The organism is Kitasatospora sp. NPDC054795 (genome assembly GCF_053611565.1).
In genome coordinates this window covers 34132-53159 of record NZ_JBSHAP010000062.1, presented here as the reverse complement: position 1 = coordinate 53159, position 19028 = coordinate 34132, and the positions used below count along the sequence as shown (strand labels likewise).

Below are 19028 nucleotides of genomic sequence, written 5' to 3'. Positions count from 1 at the left end.
TTTTTCTTACCCCCCCTCTCGGGGGCCACAGACCCGGGGGCCGGGGGGGGGCCACCCCCCCCCGCCGGCCCCACCGCCCGTACCCTCAGCGGGTGGTGAGCCGCTCGGCCAGCGCGCGCAGCGCCAGCTCGTAGGAGCCGAGCCCGAAGCCGGCGATGGTACCGGAGGCCACCGCGGCGATCACCGAGGTGTGCCGGAAGGTCTCCCGGGCGTACGGGTTGGAGATGTGCACCTCGATCAGCGGCGCGGTGCGCTGGGCCGCGGCGTCCCGCATCGCGTACGAGTAGTGGGTGAACGCGCCGGGGTTGATCACCACCGGCACCTGCCCGTCGGCCGCCTCGTGCAGCCACTCCACCATCTGCTGCTCGGAGTTGGTCTCGTGCACCTCGACCTCGAAGCCGAACTCCTTGCCCAGCGCGGTGCAGCGCTCGACCAGTCCGGCGTACGAGGTGGCACCGTAGACGTCCGGCTCCCGGCTGCCCAGCCGGCCCAGGTTGGGGCCGTTGAGCACCATCACCCTGGTCACGCCGAGACCTCCGCGTACGCGGCGACCAGCAGCGACGGGTCGGGGCCCTCCAGCACCGAGGTCTTGCCCAGGCCGTCCAGCACGATGAAGCGGATCAGGTCGCCGCGCGACTTCTTGTCGATCTTCATCGCGTCCAGCAGCTTCGGCCAGGCGTCCGCCCGGTAGCTCAGCGGCAGGCCGACCGAGGCCAGCACGGTGCGGTGCCGGTCGGCCGTCGCGTCGTCCAACCGCCCGGCCAGGCGGCCGAGTTCGGCGGCGAAGACCATGCCGATGGAGATCGCGGCGCCGTGCCGCCACTTGTACCGCTCGTTGCGCTCGATGGCGTGGCCGAGGGTGTGGCCGTAGTTGAGGATCTCGCGGCGGCCGGACTCCTTGAGGTCCCCGGAGACCACGTCGGCCTTGACCTGGATGGCCCGGCGGATCAGCTCGACCGTGTGCGGCCCGGCGGGCGTCCTCGCGCCCTCCGGGTCGGCCTCGATCAGGTCGAGGATGGCCGGGTCGGCGATGAAGCCGCACTTGATGACCTCGGCCAGGCCGGAGACGTAGTCGTGCTTGGGCACGGTCTCCAGGGTGCCGAGGTCGGCCAGCACGCCCACCGGCGGGTGGAAGGCGCCGACCATGTTCTTGCCCTCGGCGATGTTGATGCCGGTCTTGCCGCCGACGGCCGCGTCGACCATGCCGAGCAGCGTGGTGGGCATGGAGATCCAGCGCACCCCGCGCAGCCAGGTGGCGGCGACGAAGCCGGCCAGGTCCGTGGTGGCGCCGCCGCCGAGGCCGACGACGACGTCGCTGCGGGTGAAGCCGGTCTGCCCGAGCACCGACCAGCAGTACGCGGCGACCTCGACGCTCTTGGCTTCCTCGGCGTTGGGCACCTGCAGCGCGATGGCCTCGTAGCCCTCGCCGACCAGGTCGTCGCGGATCGCGTCGGCGGTGGCGGCCAGCGCCTCCGGGTGGATGATCGCGACCCGCTTGGCCCGGGCACCGATCAGCGGCGCCAGCTCACCGAGCAGCTGGTGCCCGATCAGCACGTCGTACGGGTCGTGGCCGGCGCTGCCGCCGACGTGGATCCTGACGGTGGTGTCAGTCATGGGGGGTCTTCAGCTCCAGTGCTTCCAGTACGGCGTCCGCGACCTGCTCCGGGGTGCGCCCGGCGGTGTCGACCACGGCGGTGGCCACCTCCAGGTAGAGGGGGCGGCGGGCCTCCATCAGCTCGCGCCAGCGGGCCCGCGGATTGACGGCCAGCAGCGGGCGCGGGGCGTCCAGGCCGACCCGCTTGACGGCGTCGGCGAGCGGGACCTCCAGGAGGACCACCGGCAGCTCGTGCAGCAGCGCGCGGGTGGCCTCGGCCAGCACCGCGCCGCCGCCGAGTGCCAGGACCCCGTCGTGCCCCTCGGCGGCCGTGCGCACGGCCGCCGCCTCCAGCGCGCGGAAGTGCGGCTCGCCCTCGTCGACGAAGATGTCCGGGACGGGCTTGCCGACGGTCGCCTCGATGTCGGTGTCGGTGTCCCGGAAGCCCACGCCCAGGCGCTCGGCCAGGACCCGCCCAACGGTGGACTTGCCACTGCCGGGCGGGCCGACCAGCACCACAACGGGACTGGTCATCGGATGATCAGGTTTTCGAGGTAGCTCTGCACGTTGCGGCGGGTCTCGGAGACGTTGTCGCCGCCGAACTTCTCGTTCACCGCGTCCGCCAGCACCAGCGCGACCATCGCCTCGGCGACGATGCCCGCGGCCGGCACCGCGCAGACGTCCGAGCGCTGGTGGTGCGCCTTTGCCGGCTCGCCGGTGCGCACGTCCAGGGTCTGCAGCGCCCGCGGCACGGTGGCGATCGGCTTCATCGCGGCGCGCACCCGCAGCACCTCACCGGTGGACAGGCCGCCCTCGGTGCCGCCGGAGCGGCCGGAGGTGCGCTTGACGCCCTCGGCGGTCGGGACGATCTCGTCGTGCGCCTTGGAGCCCGGCACCCGGGCCAGCTCGAAGCCGTCACCGACCTCGACGCCCTTGATCGCCTGGATGCCCATCAGCGCGGCGGCCAGCCGCGCGTCCAGCCGGCGGTCCCAGTGCACGTGCGAGCCGAGGCCCACCGGCACGCCGTACGCCAGCACCTCGACCACGCCGCCCAGGGTGTCGCCGTCCTTGTGGGCCTGGTCGATCTCGGCGACCATCGCCTTCGAGGCGTCGGTGTCCAGGCAGCGCACCGGGTCGGCGTCCAGTCGCGCCTCGTCCGAGGGCAGCGGCACCACACCGGCCGGCGCCTTGGCGGCGGCCAGCTCGACCACGTGGCTGACGATCTCGATCCCGGCCACCTCGCGGAGGTACGCGCGGGCGACGGCGCCCAGCGCGACCCGCGCGGCCGTCTCCCGGGCGCTGGCGCGCTCCAGGATCGGCCGGGCCTCGTCGATCGAGTACTTCTGCATGCCGGCCAGGTCGGCGTGGCCGGGCCGGGGGCGGGTGAGCGCCTCGTTGCGGGCCAGGCCCGCCAGCACCTCGGGGTCGACCGGGTCGGCCGACATGACCTGCTCCCACTTCGGCCACTCGGTGTTGCCGACCATGACCGCGACCGGGCTGCCCATGGTCAGACCGTGCCGGACGCCGCCGAGGAAGGTCACCTCGTCCTGCTCGAACTTCATCCGCGCCCCGCGGCCGTAACCGAGCCGGCGGCGCGCCAGCGCGTCGGCCACCACAGCGGTGGTGACCGGTACACCGGCGGGCAGGCCTTCCAGCGTCGCGACGAGTGCGGGGCCGTGCGACTCCCCCGCCGTCAGCCAGCGCAACGTACCCAACGGAGCTCCTTCATCAGCGGACCGGACCTCGGCACCGCCGGGGCCCGCCCCGGGCGTGCCTTGTGCCTGAATCCTTTCATGCCCCAGCAGCACCTGGGGGCACAGTCCGCGTGCCGGACGGCAACCGGCCACCATCCGGCCGGGAACCACCCGGGGAACCGGCCGCAGGACGGGCCCGGCACCCGGCCGGAGGACCGGGCCCACGACCGGTGCCCCCGCCACTCGGCGCGGGGGCTCAGTGCCCGGCGAGCGCCTTCTCCCCCGCCTCGCGCATCGCCGCCAGCGGCCCGGGCGTCCGCCCGGTGAAGGCCTCGCTCTGCAGCACCGCCTGGTGCACCAGGAGGTCCAGCCCGCCCAGGACGGTCGCCCCGCGCCCGGCGCAGGCGGCGGCCAGCGCCGTCGGCCACGGGTGGTACAGCACGTCGAACAGCGCGCCCGGCTCGGCGGGCAGCGCGTCGGCGAAGACGTCCGTCGCGCCCACCGGCGTGGTGGAGACGGTCAGCGGCCGGGCCAGCGCCTCGGCGCCGCGCTCCCAGTGGGCGGTGCGGACGGCCGTGCCCAGCCGCTCGCCCAGCTCGGCCATCTCCCGGGCCCGCTCGGCACTGCGCACGTAGACCGTCACCTCGCCGGTGCAGATCTGGGCGAGCGCGGCCAGCGCCGAGGAGGCGGTGGCCCCGGCGCCCAGGACGGCCGCCTCGGACACCTCGGTGATCCCGCGCTCGCGCAGCGCGTTGACCAGCCCGGGAACGTCGGTGTTGTCCCCGGTGCGCCGACCGTCGGCGGTGAACACCACGGTGTTCACCGCGTCCACCGAGCGGGCCGTCGCGCTGACCTCGTCGAGCAGCGGGATGACCGCCCGCTTCAGCGGCATGGTGAGCGACAGCCCGGCCCACTCGGCCTCGTCCAGCGCGGCGACGAACCCGGGCAGCCCGGCCTCGTCGACCTCGAAGCGGTCGTAGCGCCAGCCGTCCAGTCCGAGCGCCGCGAAGGCGGCCCGGTGCAGGTCCGGCGAGAGCGAGTGGGCGATCGGCGAACCGAGAACGGCCGCCCGGTGCTTGCTGGTCAACGCTGCCTCTCCGCGAACTGGCGGACTGTCGTCCGGCCGTGGCTACTTCTTGGTGGTGCAGTGACCGCGCGCCTCGTCGAAGCCCTGCCCGGCCGACTGGCAGTACTCCTTGACGTTGGCGTAGTGCTCCTTGCTCGTCTCGGCGAACCGGGTCTGGATCGGGGACATCGCGATGAAGTACAGCCACTTTCCGTCCGCCGGGTGCAGCGTCGCGTTGAGCGCCTCGTCCCCGGGGTTGGAGATCGGACCGGGCGGCAGGCCCGGGTTGATGTAGGTGTTGTACTTGTTGGACGCGTCGTCCATGTCCTTCTTGTCGAGGTCCTTGCGGTTCAGCGAGTACTGGAGCGTGGTGTCCATGCCCAGCCGGTGGTTGATCTCGCCGCCGGCCGCCAGCCGGTTCTGGATGGTCTTGGCCATCTTGGCGAAGTCTTCCGGGTTGTTGCCCTCGCGCTGGAGGATGCTCGCCTCGATGAGCACCTCGTAGCCGGTCTTCAGCCCCACCGAGGCGGCCTGGGCGTCCAGGCCGGCGTACTTCTCGGTGGCGTTCTTCACCATCTGCTTGAGCAGGTCCTCGGGCTTCGTGCCCTCGGCGATGTTGTAGCGGGTCGGCCAGAGGAAGCCCTCGATGTTGCCGTTGGCGTACGGCGGCAGGCCGAGGTCGTTGACCTGGGCCTTGGCGACGCCCGCCGTGGTGCCCGCCTGCAGCTTCAGCTTGGTGTCGATGAGGGTGTAGATCTCGGTGGAGTTCTTGCCCTCGGGGACGACGATCGCCGCGCCGCCCGCCTGGGCGAGCAGTTCCTTGAGCGCGGCCGCGGCCGGCATCTCCTTCTTCAGCCCGTAGTAGCCGTACTGGATGGTGGCGCACTTGGGCTCGGCCTTGCAGGCCGCGGAGAACGCGTCGACGCTCTTGACCACACCGGCGTTCTTCAGCGCCAGACCGATCTGCCCGCCGACCGCGCCCTTCTTGACCTCCACCTGGACGGAGCCGGTGCCCTCGCCGGTGAAGTCCTCCGGCGGGCCGAAGTGGCTCTGGTAGAAGCCGTAGCCCCACCAGCCGGCCCCGCCCACGGCGCCGAGCAGCACCAGCGCGACCAGCAGACAGGCGCCGCCGTTGCGGCGGCCCGACTTCTTGCCCTTCTCCTTGCGCTTCTTCTGGGCCTCGCGGGACTCGTCCTGCTCCCCGAGGAAGCCGGCCTCCCCGGCCTCGGCGTGCTCGTCGAGGTAGCCGTCGTCCTCGTGGCGGACGTCCTGGTGGCCGTCCCACTCGTCCGTCCCGGCCTCGCGCGGGGCACCGACCGGGTCGGCGCCGGCCTCCAGCGCGGCGGCCTCGGCCTCCCAGTCGATCCCGTCCGGGCCCGGGCCGGAGGCCGGCGCGGGCGCCGGGGCCTCCGGCTGCTGCCGCCGCCGTCGCCGCGGCGTCTGCTGCTCCTGCTGGGGAGCCTGCTGGGACTGGTCCTGCTGGGGCTGGGCATGCTGCTGGGGCAGGGACACCTGCTGCTGAGGGGTCTGCTGCTGGGCGGCCTGCTGCTGGGCGGCCTGCTGGCCGCCGGGGAAGCCCTGCTGGTAGCCCTGCTGCGGCATCGGCACCTGCTGCTGGGGCATCTGCTGCTGCGGATAGCCCTGCTGCACCTGCTGCTGCGCGTACCCCTGCTGGGGGTAGCCCTGCTGCGGCACCTGCTGCTGCGGCACCTGCTGGGGGTAGCCCTGCTGACCGCCCGGGTAACCCTGCTGCGGCATCTGCGCCTGCTGCTGCTGCGGATAGCCCTGCTGCGCCATCATCTGCTGCTGCATCTGCGGCGTCATCTGCTGCTGGGCGTACCCCTGCTGCACGTCCCCGTACGGCTGCTGCTGGGCCGCCTGGCCCTGCTGCGGGTACTGCTGCTGCCACTGGCCGTCCTGCTGGCCGGGGACCGGCTGCCGGCCGTCGTACCCGGGATCACCGGGGTGCCACGGCTCGCCCTGGGGGCCGTAGCCCCCACCCAGATCGGTCATCGATCCCCTTAACCGACGGTGACGACCGGAGGATCAAACCGGCCGTCCGGGACGACGCCGTCCCGGCTGATTCTCGAACCGGCGTGCTAGCGCAGCGCCTGGAGGGAGACGTTACCGTACCGCAGCCTTACCCCCGCCCGGGCGGACGCACGGTCAGTGAGCGATCTCACCGACGGCACACAACACCGTTACGGTGCCCCCGACACCGTCACGGCGTCCCCGCACCGGCCCCGCCCGCGCCCCCCGGGCCGGAGGACTCCGGGGAGGACGGGCCCGCGGCCGGGGCAGTGGGCCTGGCCGCCGCCCGGTTGGCGTTGAACTCGGCCACGTTGCGTTGCTGAACGTCGAAGCTGTCGGTGAAGCGGGTGTCCCCCGGTTTCACGGTGACGAAGTACAGCCAGTCCCCCGGCGTCGGGTCCAGCGCGGCCAGGATCGCCTGCCGCCCGGGGTTGGAGATCGGGCTCGGCGGCAGCCCGGGGTGCTGGTAGGTGTTGTACGGGGAGTCCAGCTTGGTGTCGGTCACCGAGGTGTTCAGGGTCGAGCGGCCGAGCGCGTAGTTGATGGTGGAGTCCAGCTGCAGGGGCATGCCCTTGGCCAGCCGGTTGTAGATCACCCGGGCCACCTTGCCCATGTCCTCGGTGTTGTCGGCCTCGCCCTGGACCATGCTGGCCACGGTGATCAGCCCGTACACGCTCTGCCCGAGGTTCTGCGCGACCACGGTGGCGTCGTCCCGGCCGAACTCCCTGCCGGCCCGGTCCACCATCTGCTTCAGCAGGTCGAAGGCGGTGGTGCCCTCGGTGACGCTGTACGTCGCCGGGAAGAGGTAGCCCTCCGGGCTGCCGTTGGTGAAGTCGGGCAGGCCGAGTTCGGCGCCCTGGTCCTGGGCGGTCTTCTGGGCGGTGCCCGCGGGCAGGTTCAGCTTCCGGTCGATGGCCGCGTAGATCTGGTAACCGCGCCAGCCCTCGGGGATGGTCAGGCCGTTGGCGTTGGCCGGGTCGATCAGGATCGCCAGCGCCGCCGCGGCCGACATCTTCTGCCTCAGCGTGTACGTCCCGGGCTGGATCCGCCCGGCCGCCGCCGCGCTGCCCTTCGCGGCCCGGGTGAAGGCGAGCGAGCTGGCCACCACCCCGTTGCGGACCAGCGCGGAGGCGATCTGGGAGAGGCCGGCGCCCTCCGGGACGGAGACCTGCACGCTGCCGGTGCCCTGCCCGGCGAAGTCGGCGGCGGCCGGGGGTTTGCGCTGCGCCTGGAACCAGGTGTACCCGGTCAGCCCGATCCCGCCGAACACCGCGATCAGCGCGAGCGCGGTGAGCCCGCAGGCCAGCCCGTTGCGCCGTCGGTGCGGATCCGGCGCATCGAAGCGCGGGCGGGGCGCGCCCGGCGGACGGCCCTCCGGTTCCAGCACCGGCGCGCCCAGATGCCCCGGCGTGAGCCCCGGGTGGAAGTCCTGGTCGGTCATGGCTCGCGCCCCCTCGGCGGTCCCGGATCGATCCGGACCGTTATGAATCGATACGGATCGATCCATAACGGACACGGAAGCGAACGAAAAGGGTCCGTGCGGACGCGTCCGCACGGACCCCTCAAACGGGACGTTAGATCAGACCGGTCAGCCGACCGCCTCGACGCTCTCACCGGGCGGGCGTCCGCTCACCCGTTCGGACTCAAGAGCGGTCTGGAGGATCACCACCGCGGCGGCCTGGTCCACCACCGAGCGGCCCTTCTTCGCCTTGACCCCCGAGGCGCGCAGCCCGTGGGTCGCGGTGACGGTCGACATCCGCTCGTCCACCAGCCGCACCGGCACCGGGTAGAGCCGGTCGGCCAGCCGGGCCGCGTACGCCCGGACCTTCTCCGCCGCCGGGCCCTCCTTGCCGCTGAGCGAGCGCGGCAGCCCGACGATCACCTCCATCGCGCCGTACTCGTCGACGATGGCGGCGATCCTGGCCTGCGACTTCACCCCGGCCGGGACGGTCTCCACGGGCGTGGCGAGCACCCCGTCGGGGTCGCAGGACGCGACCCCGATCCGGGCGTCCCCGACGTCGACGGCGATCCGCCGCCCACGCCGGAAGGGCCTCTCCTCCTGCTCCATCAGCTGGCGCGCTCCGCGACCAGGCCGCGCACCGCGGCGATGGCCTCGCCGACCGCGGCCGGGTTGGAGCCACCGCCCTGGGCGACGTCGTCCTTGCCGCCACCGCCGCCGCCGAGGGTCTTGGCGGCGGTCCGGACCAGCTCGCCGGCCTTGATGCCGCGGCCGCGGGCGTCCTCGTTGGTGGCGATGACGGTCAGCGGGCGGTCATTGGCCACCGTGAAGGCGGCGACCACGGCCGGGCGCGAGCCGAGGCGGCCGCGCACGTCCAGGACCAGCTTGCGCAGCTCGTCCGCGCCCACGCCGTCGGCGACCTGCGCGGCGACCACGGCGATGCCGTGCACGTCCTCGGCCGAGTCGGCCAGACCCGCCGCGGCGGCCAGCACCTTCTCGGCGCGGAAGCGCTCGATCTCCTTCTCGGCGTCCTTGAGCTTGGCGAGCATGCCCGAGATCTTCTCCGGCAGCTCCTCCGGGCGGCCCTTGACCAGCTCGGTGAGCTGGGCGACCACGGTGTGCTCACGGGCCAGGAAGCGGTACGCGTCGGTGCCGACCAGCGCCTCGACGCGGCGCACGCCGGAGCCGATCGAGGACTCGCCGAGCAGCTTCACCAGGCCCAGCTGGGCGGTGTTGCCGACGTGGGTGCCACCGCACAGCTCCTTGGAGAAGTCACCGATGGTCACGACCCGGACCTCGTCGCCGTACTTCTCGCCGAACATCGCGATGGCGCCGGCCTTGCGGGCCTGGTCCATCGTCATGACCTCGGCGGTGACCTCCAGCTCGCGGCCAAGCACGTCGTTGATCTTCTGCTCGACGTCGACCAGCACGCTGCCCGGGACGGCGGCGGGCGAACCGAAGTCGAAGCGGAAGCGGCCGGGGGCGTTCTCGGAGCCGGCCTGGGCGGCCGTCGGGCCGAGCGCGTCGCGCAGCGCCTGGTGGGTCAGGTGGGTGGCCGAGTGGGCACGGGCGATCGCCCGGCGGCGCTCGATGTCGATCGTGGCGTACGCCGAGGCGCCCAGCACGACCTCGCCGAACAGCACCCCGCCGGAGTGCACCACGACGCCCGGGACGGGCTGCTGCACGTCGCGGATCTCCACCACCGCACCGGACTCCAGCCGGATCCGGCCCTGGTCGGCGAGCTGGCCGCCGCCCTCGGCGTAGAACGGGGTGCGGTCGAGGATGATCTCGACCTCGTCGCCCTCGGAGGCGGCCGGCGACGGGACGCCGTCCACCAGCAGGCCGACCACGGTGGCCTCGCCCTCGGTGAGGGCGTAGCCGGTGAAGACGCTGGCGCCGGACTTGTCGGCGACCTCGCGGTACGCGGCGACGTCGGCGTGGCCCATCTTCTTGGCCTTGGCGTCCGCCTTGGCCCGGTCCCGCTGCTCCTGCATCAGGCGGCGGAAGCCGGACTCGTCCACCTGGAGGCCCTGCTCCTCGGCCATCTCCAGGGTGAGGTCGATCGGGAAGCCGTAGGTGTCGTGCAGCTTGAACGCCTGCTCGCCGGAGAGCACCGCGCCGCCGGCCTGCTTGGTCTCGGTGACCGCGACGTCCAGCAGGTTGGTGCCGGCCTTCAGGGTCTGGAGGAAAGCACCCTCCTCGCCGACGACGACCGTCTCGATGCGCTTGCGGTCGCTCTCCAGCTCGGGGTACTGCGGGGCCATCGCCTTGATCGCGACGTCGATGAGCTCCTTGGCCACCGGCTCGGTGGCGCCCAGCAGGCGCATGTTGCGGATGGCGCGGCGCAGGATGCGGCGCAGCACGTAGCCGCGGCCCTCGTTGCCGGGGGTGACGCCGTCGCCGACCAGCATCAGCGCGGTGCGGATGTGGTCGGTGACCACGCGCAGCGAGACGTCCGACTTGTGGTCGGCGCCGTAGGTGTGGCCGGTGAGCTCGGCGGCGCGGTCGAGGATCATCCGGCTGGTGTCGATCTCGAAGAGGTTGTCGACGTCCTGCAGGATGGCGGCGAGGCGCTCCAGGCCGAGGCCGGTGTCGATGTTCTTGCTCGGCAGGTCGCCGAGGATCTCGAAGCCGTCCTTGCCGTCGCCGTGGCCGCGCTCGTACTGCATGAAGACCAGGTTCCAGATCTCCAGGTAGCGCTCGCCGTTGACGGCCGGGCCGCCCTCCTCGCCGTACGCGGGGCCGCGGTCGTAGTTGATCTCCGAGCACGGGCCGCACGGGCCGGGGACGCCCATCGACCAGAAGTTGTCCTTCATGCCCAGGCGCTGGATGCGCTCCGAGGGCACGCCGATGACGTCACGCCAGATCTGCTCGGCCTCGTCGTCGTCCTTGTAGACAGTGATCCAGAGCTTCTCCTTCTCCAGGCCGTAGCCACCGTCCGCGACGGGGGTGGTGAGCAGGTCCCACGCGAACTTGATGGCTCCTTCCTTGAAGTAGTCGCCGAAGGAGAAGTTGCCGCACATCTGGAAGAAGGAGCCGTGCCGGGTGGTCTTCCCGACCTCCTCGATGTCCAGGGTGCGCACGCACTTCTGGACGCTGGTGGCGCGCGAGAACTGCGGCTTGACCTCGCCCAGGAAGTAGGGCTTGAACGGCACCATGCCGGCGTTGACGAGCAGCAGGGTGGGGTCGTCGGCGACCAGGGACGCCGACGGAACGACGGTGTGGCCGCGCTCCTCGAAGAAGCGCAGCCAGCGGCGGCGGATCTCAGCCGACTCCATTAGTGGTCCTTCCGGTTCGGGGTGCCGCCCCGCGGCGGCAGGGCGCGGCGGGGCGTTTCTTCAGTGGTCCGGGGGGTGGTGCAGGAGCTGCGGGACGGAGGCAGGGCGGCGGCCGGGCTACCGGGCGCCGCCGAGATAGCTCGGTACTGCGGCTCGCCGGAGGGGGGCAGCGCGGAACGCTTCCCCAGGAGGGACCGGCGGTCGCCGCGGGGCTCCACCACGGCGGTGCCGTGCAGCCCGAGGTCGTCCTTCAGCTGCTCCTCGCGCTCGGCCATGCCGGCCTGCACGTCCCGGGCGAACTGCTTGGCCAGGTCGCCCAGGTGCAGCGCGCCGCGGGCGGCGGTGCCGGAGAGGCTGTCCGGGGTGAGCCGGTGCACGGCCTCGTTGGCCTTGTTCATGGCCCAGACGGTGGCGCCGGCGCCGACCGCCATCCAGAAGATGCGTCGCACCATGCCGTCAGCCCCTCACCGCGCGCCGGACCCGGGAGAACAGGCCGCTCCTGGACGCGGTCGCGGCGCGCACCTCGGCCCGGATCAGCCGGGCCAGCTCCTCGCGCTCGCCGGCCTGCGCCGGCACCGGCGGCAGGCCGCCCTGCTGCCGGGCGACGGCCTTGCGCACGCCGTAGCTGAACGCCGCGACCTTCACCAGCGGTCCGCCCAGGGTGGCGGCCACGGTGGAGGAGAGCGCGTTGGCGTTGGCGGCGGCGTCCTGCACGTTGGCGGTGATCTCGTCGACCCGCTCCAGCTGCTCGTTGGCGCTGCGCACCGCGGCGCCCGCGTCGGTCAGCAGCGGAACGGCCTGTTCGGTGACCGCGGAGACCAGGACGGCGGCCTCCTTGAGCACCCGCGAGAGGCGGACCAGCACCACGGCGAGCAGGGTGACCAGGACCGCCCAGAACACGGCGACGAGCAATCCGGCCAGCTCTCCCACGGACACCTTTGCGCGCTCCCTCGCCTTGCAGTTCTCCTGGGCCTGTCAGACAGGCCCCAGCAGGAAACCCTATCGCGCCCGGGCCCGGTTTCCGGACCGGGTTGTTCGCCCGGCGATCCGGTCGGGTGTGCGATCCGCGCGCGTAACCTACCGATCGGTCACCTCGTTCTGCCTGGCAGGCCGTCGCCCGTACGGCCCGACGCACGTCCGGACCCCGACCGGTCCGGCCTGGAGCACGGGGAGCAGCCTTTGGCCGGGGACTGGACAGCACCGCCCGGGGAGCCCGCGGCGGGGCCGCACGGACCGGAGCCCGGCCGACTGCCGGCCGAGGTGACCGGCTTCGTCGGGCGGCGGGGCGAACTGGCCGAGCTGGCCGGGCTGCTGGACTCGGCCCGGCTGGTGACCGTCACCGGGCCGGGCGGCGTGGGCAAGAGCAGGCTGGCCCTGCGCGCGGCGGCCCGGGCGGCCGACGCCTTCCCGGACGGCACCTGGCTGGTGGACGTGGCCCCGGTGCAGGATCCGCTGCTGCTCGGCCACGCCGTCCTGGAGGCGCTGCGGCTCGCCGACGGCTCCGCCCGTCCGCCGCTGGACATCCTGATCGAGCGGCTGGAGGGCCGGCGCCTGCTGCTGGTGCTGGACGGCTGCGAGCACCTGGTGGAGGCCTGCGCCGAGCTGGCCGACGCGCTGCTGCGGGCGCTGCCCGGTCTGCGGCTGCTGACCACCAGCCGCACCACCCTGCGGGCCTCGGGCGAGCACCTGCTGGCCCTCACGCCGCTGCCGGTCGGCCCGGCGCCCTCCGGCCCGGTGCGGCCGGACGCGCTGCCGGACGCGGTACGGCTGTTCGTCGAGCGGGCCGGGGCGGTGCTGCCGTCCTTCGAGGTGACGGAGGCCAACGCGGAGGCGGTCGCGCTGCTCTGCCGCCGACTGGACGGCATCCCGCTGGCCCTGGAGCTGGCCGCCGGCCGGCTGCGCGCGCTGTCGGTGGAGCAGGTCACCGCCCGGCTGGACGACCGTTTCCGGCTGCTCACCTGCGGCTACCGGACGGCCCTGCCGCGGCACCGGACGCTGCGCACGACGGTCGGCTGGAGCCATGAGCTGTGCACCGTGCAGGAACGTTTACTCTGGGCCCGCCTCTCGGTCTTCGCCGGCGGTTTCGACCTGGAGGCCGCCGAGTACGTCTGCGCCGGCGAGGGCATCGAGGCCGAGGAGGTCCTCGACCTGCTCGACGAGCTGGTCGCCCAGTCCGTGGTGCTGCGCGAGGACAGCGCCTTCGGCGTGCGCTTCCGGCTGCTGGACACCCTGCGCGAGTACGGCGGCCAGTGGCTGCGCGCCGCCGGCGAGCAGCAGCGGCTGCTGCGCCGCCACCGGGACTGGTACCTGGGCGTCGCCACCTGGGGCGAGGTCGAGTGGTTCGGCCCCCGGCAGGCGGAGACCGCCGAGCGCACCGGGCTCGCTCACGGCAACCTGCGCGCGGCGCTGGAGTTCTGCCTCGCCGAGCCGGGCGAGGAGCAGATCGCCCTGCTGCTGGCCGGCACGCTCTGGTTCTACTGGATCGGCTGCGGCCACCTCGCCGAGGGCCGGCACTGGCTGGACCGCGCGCTCGCGCTGGACCGCGAGCCCACCGAGGCCCGGGCCAAGGCCCTCTGGGTGACCGGCTACATGGCCACCCTCCAGGGCGACCTCGGCTTCGCCCGCCCGGCACTGGAGGAGTGCCGCCGCCAGGCGCTGGACACCGGCGACGACCGGGCGCTGGCCTACGCCGTCCACCGCCAGGGCTGCGTCGCCCTGGTCGGCGACGACCCCGACCGGGCCGCCGAGCTGTTCGAGGAGGCGCTCTGGCACTACCGGACCATCGGCGAGCTCAACAGCAACGTGGTGATGGCCATGCTGGAGCTGGGCCTGGCCCACCTCTTCCAGGGCGATCCGGACAGCGGCGAACTCTGGTTCGGCCAGGCCCGCGAGCTGTGCGAGGAGCACGGCGAGCAGTGGGCCTACGGGTACGTGCTCTACGCGATGGCGTTCTCGCACTGGCTGGACGGCGCCGTGCAGCCAGCCCGGGCGCTGGCCCGGGAGTGCGTGCGGCTGAACCACCTCTTCCGCGACCTGCTCGGCATCGTGCTGGGCATCGACCTGCTGGCCCTGCTGAAGACCGAGCCGAGCGGACCGGGCGAGCCGGGCGACCTGCGCGAGGCCCGGGTGCTGCAGGGGGCCGCGCACCGGATCTGGCGCACGGTCGGCAACCCGTTCCTGGGCTCGCGGAACTTCTTCGGCCCCCACCAGGAGTGCGCCGAGCGGGCGCTGGCCGGGCTGACCGCCCAGGAGTACGAGGAGTGCTACCGGGCCGGGACCCTGCTGGACCTGGACGCGGCGGTCACCCGGGCGCTCGGCGGCGGGGGCCGGACGCAGGGCCCGGAAGCGGCGCGGGGCCCCCGCTCGGTGCCGCCCCCGCCGGCGCCCTCGACGGCGCGGAATAGTTGAAACTTGCCGATTGCTTGAGGAGGCAAGGAACTGCCCGGAAGGAGCATCATGGCCGTCCACAACGCCGCCAACGAGTACCGCATGGCGAAGTTCTACTTCGATTCCAAGGCGTACACCGACGCGGCGCGCGCGCTCGAAGGTGTCCTGGCCGAGGAGCCGACCAACCTCTCCGTCCGGATGCTGCTGGCCCGCAGCTACTTCCACTCGGCCCAGCTCCGCCGCGCCGAGGCCGAGCTGCTGCGGATCCTGGAGGCCGACCCGGCCGAGGACTACGCCCGGCTGATGCTCGGCCGCACCCTGGAGCGCCAGGGCCGGCCCGAGGAGGCCCGCCCGCACCTGCGGCTGGCCGCCGCGATGACCGGCGAGAGCATCTGACCGCAGCGGGAAGGGCCGCACGGAAAAGGGGCGAGCCCCCGTCGCCTCGAAAGGCGGCGGGGGCTCGCTCGTGGTGCCGCGAAGAGCGGAGCCGGGTCAGCGCGAGTAGTACTCGACGACCAGCTGCTCGTCACAGATCACCGGGACCTCCTTGCGCTGCGGCGCACGGTCCAGGCGGAAGGCCAGGGCCTTCAGGTTGACCTCGAGGTACTTCGGGGTCTGGCCCTCACCCGCGTAGCCACCCTCACGGGCGACCTGGAAGGGGACCTTCTCCTTGGAGCGCTCGCGGACGGTGACCACGAAGCCCGGCTTCATCTGGAACGACGGCTTGTTGACCTTGCCGCCGTTGACCTCGATGTGGCCGTGGACGACCATCTGGCGGGCCTGGTAGATGGTGCGGGCGATGCCCGAACGCAGGACCAGGGAGTCCAGACGGGTCTCCAGGTCGGCGACGAGCGCCTCACCGGTCTTGCCCTCGGCCTTCTTCGCGCGGTCGAACGCGCGCGCCATCTGCTTCTCGCTCAGGTCGTACTGGGCGCGCAGACGCTGCTTCTCGAGCAGACGGACCTTGTAGTCCGAGTTCTGCTTGCGGCCACGGCCGTGCTGGCCGGGCGGGTACGGGCGGGCCTCGAAGTACTTGACGGACTTCGGGGTCAGCGGCACGCCGAGCGCACGCGCGATCTTGACCTTGGGACGCTTCTGGTTCGCCATGAACCAAACCTTCCTTGCTTACGAATACGGCTTCACCAGGTGTTGACGGAGGTCGCATCTCGCGACCCGGAGACAACCCATCGCCGAGGCGATGCGGTCAGCCGCTCTCCGGAGCCGGGCACGAAAGTGCTGGTCACACGGACCGGCCCAGAATCTGGGCCGCCCGCGACACCGAAACGGTGCGCGACGCTCCTGGTGCGGGCCCCTCGGAGGGGGCCTACGGCCGGTGCCCCGCTGGTGCGGCCGGTCGGTGGGGTCTCCCCCGCCGCCGTCCCGGGACATGGCACTCCGACCGAGTATACCGGTGGATCACTCGCCCTTTTCCCCGGGCTGCTCCTCTGCCTTCCGCTCCGGCTTCGCGGGCGCCTTCCCGTCCTTCTTCCCGGCCTTGCCCTCCACCCTGCGCTCCCCCCGCAGCCGCCCGCGCGTCCACTCCACCACGTCCGCGTACCGGGCCTCGCCGCCGCGCCTGGTCGGCCGGTAGTACTCCTTGCCGTGCACCGCGTCCGGCGCGTACTGCTGGGCGGCGATGCCCTCCGGCAGGTCGTGCGGGTACCGGTAGCCCTGGCCGTGGCCGAGCTTGCCCGCGCCGCCGTAGTGCGCGTCCCGCAGGTGGGGCGGGACGGCGCCCGCCAGGCCCTGCCGGACGTCCGCCAGCGCCGCGTCGATCGCCAGGTAGGCGGCGTTGGACTTGGGCGCCAGCGCCAGCGCGATGGCGGCCTGGGAGAGGATGATCCGGGCCTCCGGGAAGCCGATCAGGGCCACCGCCTGGGCCGCCGCCACCGCCGTCTGCAGGGCGGTCGGGTCGGCCAGGCCGACGTCCTCGCTGGCCGAGATCATCAGCCGGCGGGCGATGAACCGCGGGTCCTCCCCCGCCTCGATCATCCGGGCCAGGTAGTGCAGGGTGGCGTCCACGTCGCTGCCGCGGATCGACTTGATCAGCGCGCTCGCCACGTCGTAGTGCTGGTCGCCGTCCTTGTCGTAGCGCACCGCCGCCTGGTTGACCGCCGTCTCGGTGGTGGCCAGCGTGATGCTCGGCTCGCCCTTCTCCAGCGCGGCGCCGGCCGCCGCCTCCAGCGTGGTGAGCGCCCGCCGGGCGTCCCCGCCGGCCAGCCGCACCAGGTGGTCCTCGGCCTCCGCGGACAGCTCCAGCGAGCCCTCCAGGCCGCGCTCGTCGGCCACCGCGCGGCGCAGCAGCGCCCGGATGTCCTCGTCGGTCAGCGACTCCAGGGTGAGCAGCAGCGAGCGGGACAGCAGCGGGGAGATCACCGAGAAGTACGGGTTCTCGGTCGTCGCCGCGATCAGGGTCACCCAGCGGTTCTCCACGGCCGGCAGCAGCGAGTCCTGCTGGGCCTTGGAGAAGCGGTGGATCTCGTCCAGGAAGAGCACCGTCTCCCGGCCGGACATCCCGACCGCCCGCCGGGCGCCGTCGATCACCGCCCGGACCTCCTTGACCCCGGCGGTGATCGCGGACAGCTCCACGAAGCGGCCCTCGACCGCCTGGCTGATCACGTGCGCCAGGGTGGTCTTGCCGGTGCCGGGCGGCCCCCAGAGGATCACCGAACTGGTCGCCGCCGGGCCCCGCGAGCCCGCGACCAGCCGGCGCAGCGGCGAGCCGGGCTTCAGCAGCTGCCGCTGCCCCGCCACCTCGTCCAGGGTGCGCGGACGCATCCGTACGGCCAGGGGCGCCCGGCCGGGCTCCCTGGTCTGGCGTTCCTCGGCTGCGGCGGTGAAGAGGTCCGGTTCGTCCACACCGGAAGCCTATGCGAGGCCCCGGACAGCCCGGCGGCCCCGGACAGCCCGGCAGGGCCCGCGACGGGGCCGTCCTACTCCAGCCCGGCGGCGTGGTCCGGGACGTACTTCTGCAGGTCCCGCGGGGACCGCTGGTAGCCGCGCGAGGCCGGGCGGGGCGGCAGTTTGACCTGCGGGACCCTGATCTCCTGGTACGGCACGGTGGACAGCAGATGGGCGATCATGTTGATCCGGGCCCGGCGCTTGTCGTCGCTCTCCACCACGTGCCAGGGCGAGTCCGGGATGTCGGTGTGGAGGAACATCTCGTCCTTGGCCCGCGAGTAGTCCTCCCAGCGGGTGATCGACTCGACGTCCATCGGGGAGAGCTTCCAGCGCTTCATCGGATCCTCCAGCCGGCCTCGGAAGCGCCGCTCCTGCTCGGTGTCGCTCACCGAGAACCAGTACTTGCGCAGCAGGATGCCCGATTCGATCAGCATCCGTTCGAAGGTCGGGCACTGGCGCAGGAACTGCCAGTACTCCTCGTCGCTGCAGAAGCCCATCACCCGCTCGACGCCCGCGCGGTTGTACCAGCTGCGGTCGAACAGCACGATCTCCCCGGCGGCCGGCAGATGCTCGACGTACCGCTGGAAGTACCACTGGGTCTTCTGCCGTTCGGTCGGCGTGGGCAGCGCCGCGACCCTGGCGATGCGCGGGTTCAGGTACTCCGTCACCCGCTGGATCGCTCCGCCCTTTCCGGCGGCGTCGCGGCCCTCGAAGACCACCACCAGCCGGGCGCCCTCGACCCGCACCCACTCCTGGAGCTTCACCAGCTCCTCCTGGAGCCGCAGCAGCTCCCGCTCGTACGGCCTCCTGGCAAGTTTCCCCGGCTTCCCGGTCCGCCGCTGCTCGGCCACCCTCGGGTCCTCCGTTCGGTCGAATGCTGATGAGCATTCACCGTAGGCGCCGGCGGCCGGATCCGCAGGTCGGCGAGGCCGTGGCGACCGGGCCGGTCTCGTGGACCGGCCCCGGGAGAGGCGCCCGAGGGAGCGGCGCTCGGGGCGGGGCAAGAGCCTGGAGGCAGGCTCTATACGGCGACGAAGGGCTCGGGGTAGCGGCAGAGCCCGCGCGGGGCCCCGTCGTACGCCGCCAGCGGCAGCGCCTGGAAGTACGCCTCCGGCACCTCGAACGGGCCGGTGACCTCGTGCCGCCCGGCCGGCGCAAAGCCGAACCGCCCGTAGTACTCCGGATCGCCGAGGACGACCACGAGCTTCTCGCCCGCCTCCTCGGCCGCCGCCAGCACGGCCCGGACGACCAGCTCGCCGACGCCCCGGCGCTGCCACTCGGGCGCCACCGCGACCGGCGCGAGCGCCAGTGCCTTGCCGTCGCCGACCCGCAGCCGGGTCAGCAGCGCGTGGCCGATCACCAGCCCGGCACCGTCGACCGCCACCACGGACAGCCCGGGCAGCCAGGCGGGATCGCGGCGCAACGCGTCCACCAGGTCCGCCTCGTCCGGCCCCGGGAACGCGGCCATGTGGACGCGTCTGGTCGCCGGGACGTCGTCCGGACACTCGACTCTCGTTGTGACCTGCATTGAGTCAACCCTCCCTGTGTCACACACCGTTGTGGACCGGCCCCGGACGACGGGCGAGCCGTCCGGGGCCGTTGCAGGTTAGCGGATGAC

At 72.9% G+C, this 19028-nt stretch carries 17 protein-coding genes; 2 read left to right on the top strand and 15 right to left on the bottom strand.

What is annotated here, in order from left to right; all coding sequences use genetic code 11:
- Positions 1–85: 85 nt before the first annotated feature.
- The 11 genes from aroQ to ACWGJO_RS22680 form a co-directional block, all read right to left on the bottom strand.
- Positions 86–514, bottom strand: a complete 429-nt coding sequence (gene aroQ, locus ACWGJO_RS22730; RefSeq protein ID WP_049653999.1) for a type II 3-dehydroquinate dehydratase — start codon at positions 512–514, stop codon at positions 86–88.
- A gap of 8 nt (positions 515–522) precedes the next feature.
- Positions 523–1614, bottom strand: a complete 1092-nt coding sequence (gene aroB, locus ACWGJO_RS22725) for a 3-dehydroquinate synthase (RefSeq protein ID WP_452186263.1) — start codon at positions 1612–1614, stop codon at positions 523–525.
- The gene (locus ACWGJO_RS22720) at positions 1607–2128 is read right to left on the bottom strand and encodes a shikimate kinase (protein ID WP_452186261.1); all 522 of its coding nucleotides are present in this window, start codon (positions 2126–2128) and stop codon (positions 1607–1609) included. Before ACWGJO_RS22720 ends, aroB begins: the two co-directional genes overlap by 8 nt.
- A complete protein-coding gene (gene aroC / locus ACWGJO_RS22715) occupies positions 2125–3309 on the bottom strand; it encodes a chorismate synthase (RefSeq protein ID WP_452186260.1) in 1185 nt (394 codons plus the stop codon). The genes ACWGJO_RS22720 and aroC overlap by 4 nt, the downstream gene beginning before the upstream one ends.
- Before the next feature lie 235 nt (positions 3310–3544).
- The gene (locus ACWGJO_RS22710) at positions 3545–4375 is read right to left on the bottom strand and encodes a shikimate dehydrogenase (RefSeq protein WP_452186258.1); all 831 of its coding nucleotides are present in this window, start codon (positions 4373–4375) and stop codon (positions 3545–3547) included.
- Between the two features lie 42 nt (positions 4376–4417).
- Positions 4418–6367 carry an endolytic transglycosylase MltG gene (gene mltG / locus ACWGJO_RS22705; RefSeq protein WP_452186257.1) on the bottom strand — a complete coding sequence of 650 codons (1950 nt, stop codon included), beginning with the start codon at positions 6365–6367 and terminating at the stop codon, positions 4418–4420.
- A gap of 208 nt (positions 6368–6575) precedes the next feature.
- The gene (gene mltG, locus ACWGJO_RS22700) at positions 6576–7826 is read right to left on the bottom strand and encodes an endolytic transglycosylase MltG (protein ID WP_452186255.1); all 1251 of its coding nucleotides are present in this window, start codon (positions 7824–7826) and stop codon (positions 6576–6578) included.
- 147 nt (positions 7827–7973) lie between these two features.
- Positions 7974–8453, bottom strand: a complete 480-nt coding sequence (gene ruvX / locus ACWGJO_RS22695) for a Holliday junction resolvase RuvX (RefSeq protein WP_387691946.1) — start codon at positions 8451–8453, stop codon at positions 7974–7976.
- Positions 8453–11122 (bottom strand): alanine--tRNA ligase, encoded by a 2670-nt coding sequence (gene alaS, locus ACWGJO_RS22690; RefSeq protein WP_380351189.1) that lies wholly within the window; start codon positions 11120–11122, stop codon positions 8453–8455. Before alaS ends, ruvX begins: the two co-directional genes overlap by 1 nt.
- A complete protein-coding gene (locus ACWGJO_RS22685; protein WP_452186253.1) occupies positions 11122–11574 on the bottom strand; it encodes a DUF6167 family protein in 453 nt (150 codons plus the stop codon). Before ACWGJO_RS22685 ends, alaS begins: the two co-directional genes overlap by 1 nt.
- Before the next feature lie 4 nt (positions 11575–11578).
- The gene (locus tag ACWGJO_RS22680; RefSeq protein WP_452186251.1) at positions 11579–12058 is read right to left on the bottom strand and encodes a DUF948 domain-containing protein; all 480 of its coding nucleotides are present in this window, start codon (positions 12056–12058) and stop codon (positions 11579–11581) included.
- Between the two features lie 324 nt (positions 12059–12382).
- Here ACWGJO_RS22680 and ACWGJO_RS22675 point away from each other — a divergent pair, with 324 nt between their 5' ends.
- A complete protein-coding gene (locus ACWGJO_RS22675; protein WP_452186249.1) occupies positions 12383–14530 on the top strand; it encodes an ATP-binding protein in 2148 nt (715 codons plus the stop codon).
- Positions 14531–14578: 48 nt separating this feature from the next.
- Positions 14579–14905, top strand: a complete 327-nt coding sequence (locus ACWGJO_RS22670; RefSeq protein ID WP_452186247.1) for a tetratricopeptide repeat protein — start codon at positions 14579–14581, stop codon at positions 14903–14905.
- Between the two features lie 96 nt (positions 14906–15001).
- Here the strand turns inward: ACWGJO_RS22670 and rpsD are convergent, their stop codons facing one another.
- The 4 genes from rpsD to ACWGJO_RS22650 form a co-directional block, all read right to left on the bottom strand.
- Positions 15002–15616, bottom strand: coding sequence for a 30S ribosomal protein S4 (rpsD, locus tag ACWGJO_RS22665; protein ID WP_030240707.1), 615 nt, complete (start codon positions 15614–15616; stop codon positions 15002–15004).
- A gap of 309 nt (positions 15617–15925) precedes the next feature.
- On the bottom strand, positions 15926–17368 hold the full coding sequence (locus ACWGJO_RS22660) for a replication-associated recombination protein A (RefSeq protein WP_452186245.1): 1443 nt from the start codon (positions 17366–17368) through the stop codon (positions 15926–15928).
- 74 nt (positions 17369–17442) lie between these two features.
- A complete protein-coding gene (gene ppk2 / locus ACWGJO_RS22655) occupies positions 17443–18261 on the bottom strand; it encodes a polyphosphate kinase 2 (protein ID WP_452186243.1) in 819 nt (272 codons plus the stop codon).
- Between the two features lie 170 nt (positions 18262–18431).
- Positions 18432–18938, bottom strand: a complete 507-nt coding sequence (locus tag ACWGJO_RS22650) for a GNAT family N-acetyltransferase (protein ID WP_380546469.1) — start codon at positions 18936–18938, stop codon at positions 18432–18434.
- Positions 18939–19028: the final 90 nt, after the last annotated feature.

Bases quoted from the DNA above. Each gene is read 5' to 3' on its own strand.
- aroQ (WP_049653999.1), bottom strand. From the start codon at position 514: ATGGTGCTCAACGGCCCCAACCTGGGCCGGCTGGGCAGCCGGGAGCCG.
- aroB (WP_452186263.1), bottom strand. From the start codon at position 1,614: ATGACTGACACCACCGTCAGGATCCACGTCGGCGGCAGCGCCGGCCAC.
- ACWGJO_RS22720 (WP_452186261.1), bottom strand. From the start codon at position 2,128: ATGACCAGTCCCGTTGTGGTGCTGGTCGGCCCGCCCGGCAGTGGCAAG.
- mltG (WP_452186257.1), bottom strand. From the start codon at position 6,367: ATGACCGATCTGGGTGGGGGCTACGGCCCCCAGGGCGAGCCGTGGCAC.
- mltG (WP_452186255.1), bottom strand. From the start codon at position 7,826: ATGACCGACCAGGACTTCCACCCGGGGCTCACGCCGGGGCATCTGGGC.
- ruvX (WP_387691946.1), bottom strand. From the start codon at position 8,453: ATGGAGCAGGAGGAGAGGCCCTTCCGGCGTGGGCGGCGGATCGCCGTC.
- alaS (WP_380351189.1), bottom strand. From the start codon at position 11,122: ATGGAGTCGGCTGAGATCCGCCGCCGCTGGCTGCGCTTCTTCGAGGAG.
- ACWGJO_RS22685 (WP_452186253.1), bottom strand. From the start codon at position 11,574: ATGGTGCGACGCATCTTCTGGATGGCGGTCGGCGCCGGCGCCACCGTC.
- ACWGJO_RS22670 (WP_452186247.1), top strand. From the start codon at position 14,579: ATGGCCGTCCACAACGCCGCCAACGAGTACCGCATGGCGAAGTTCTAC.
- rpsD (WP_030240707.1), bottom strand. From the start codon at position 15,616: ATGGCGAACCAGAAGCGTCCCAAGGTCAAGATCGCGCGTGCGCTCGGC.
- ACWGJO_RS22650 (WP_380546469.1), bottom strand. From the start codon at position 18,938: ATGCAGGTCACAACGAGAGTCGAGTGTCCGGACGACGTCCCGGCGACC.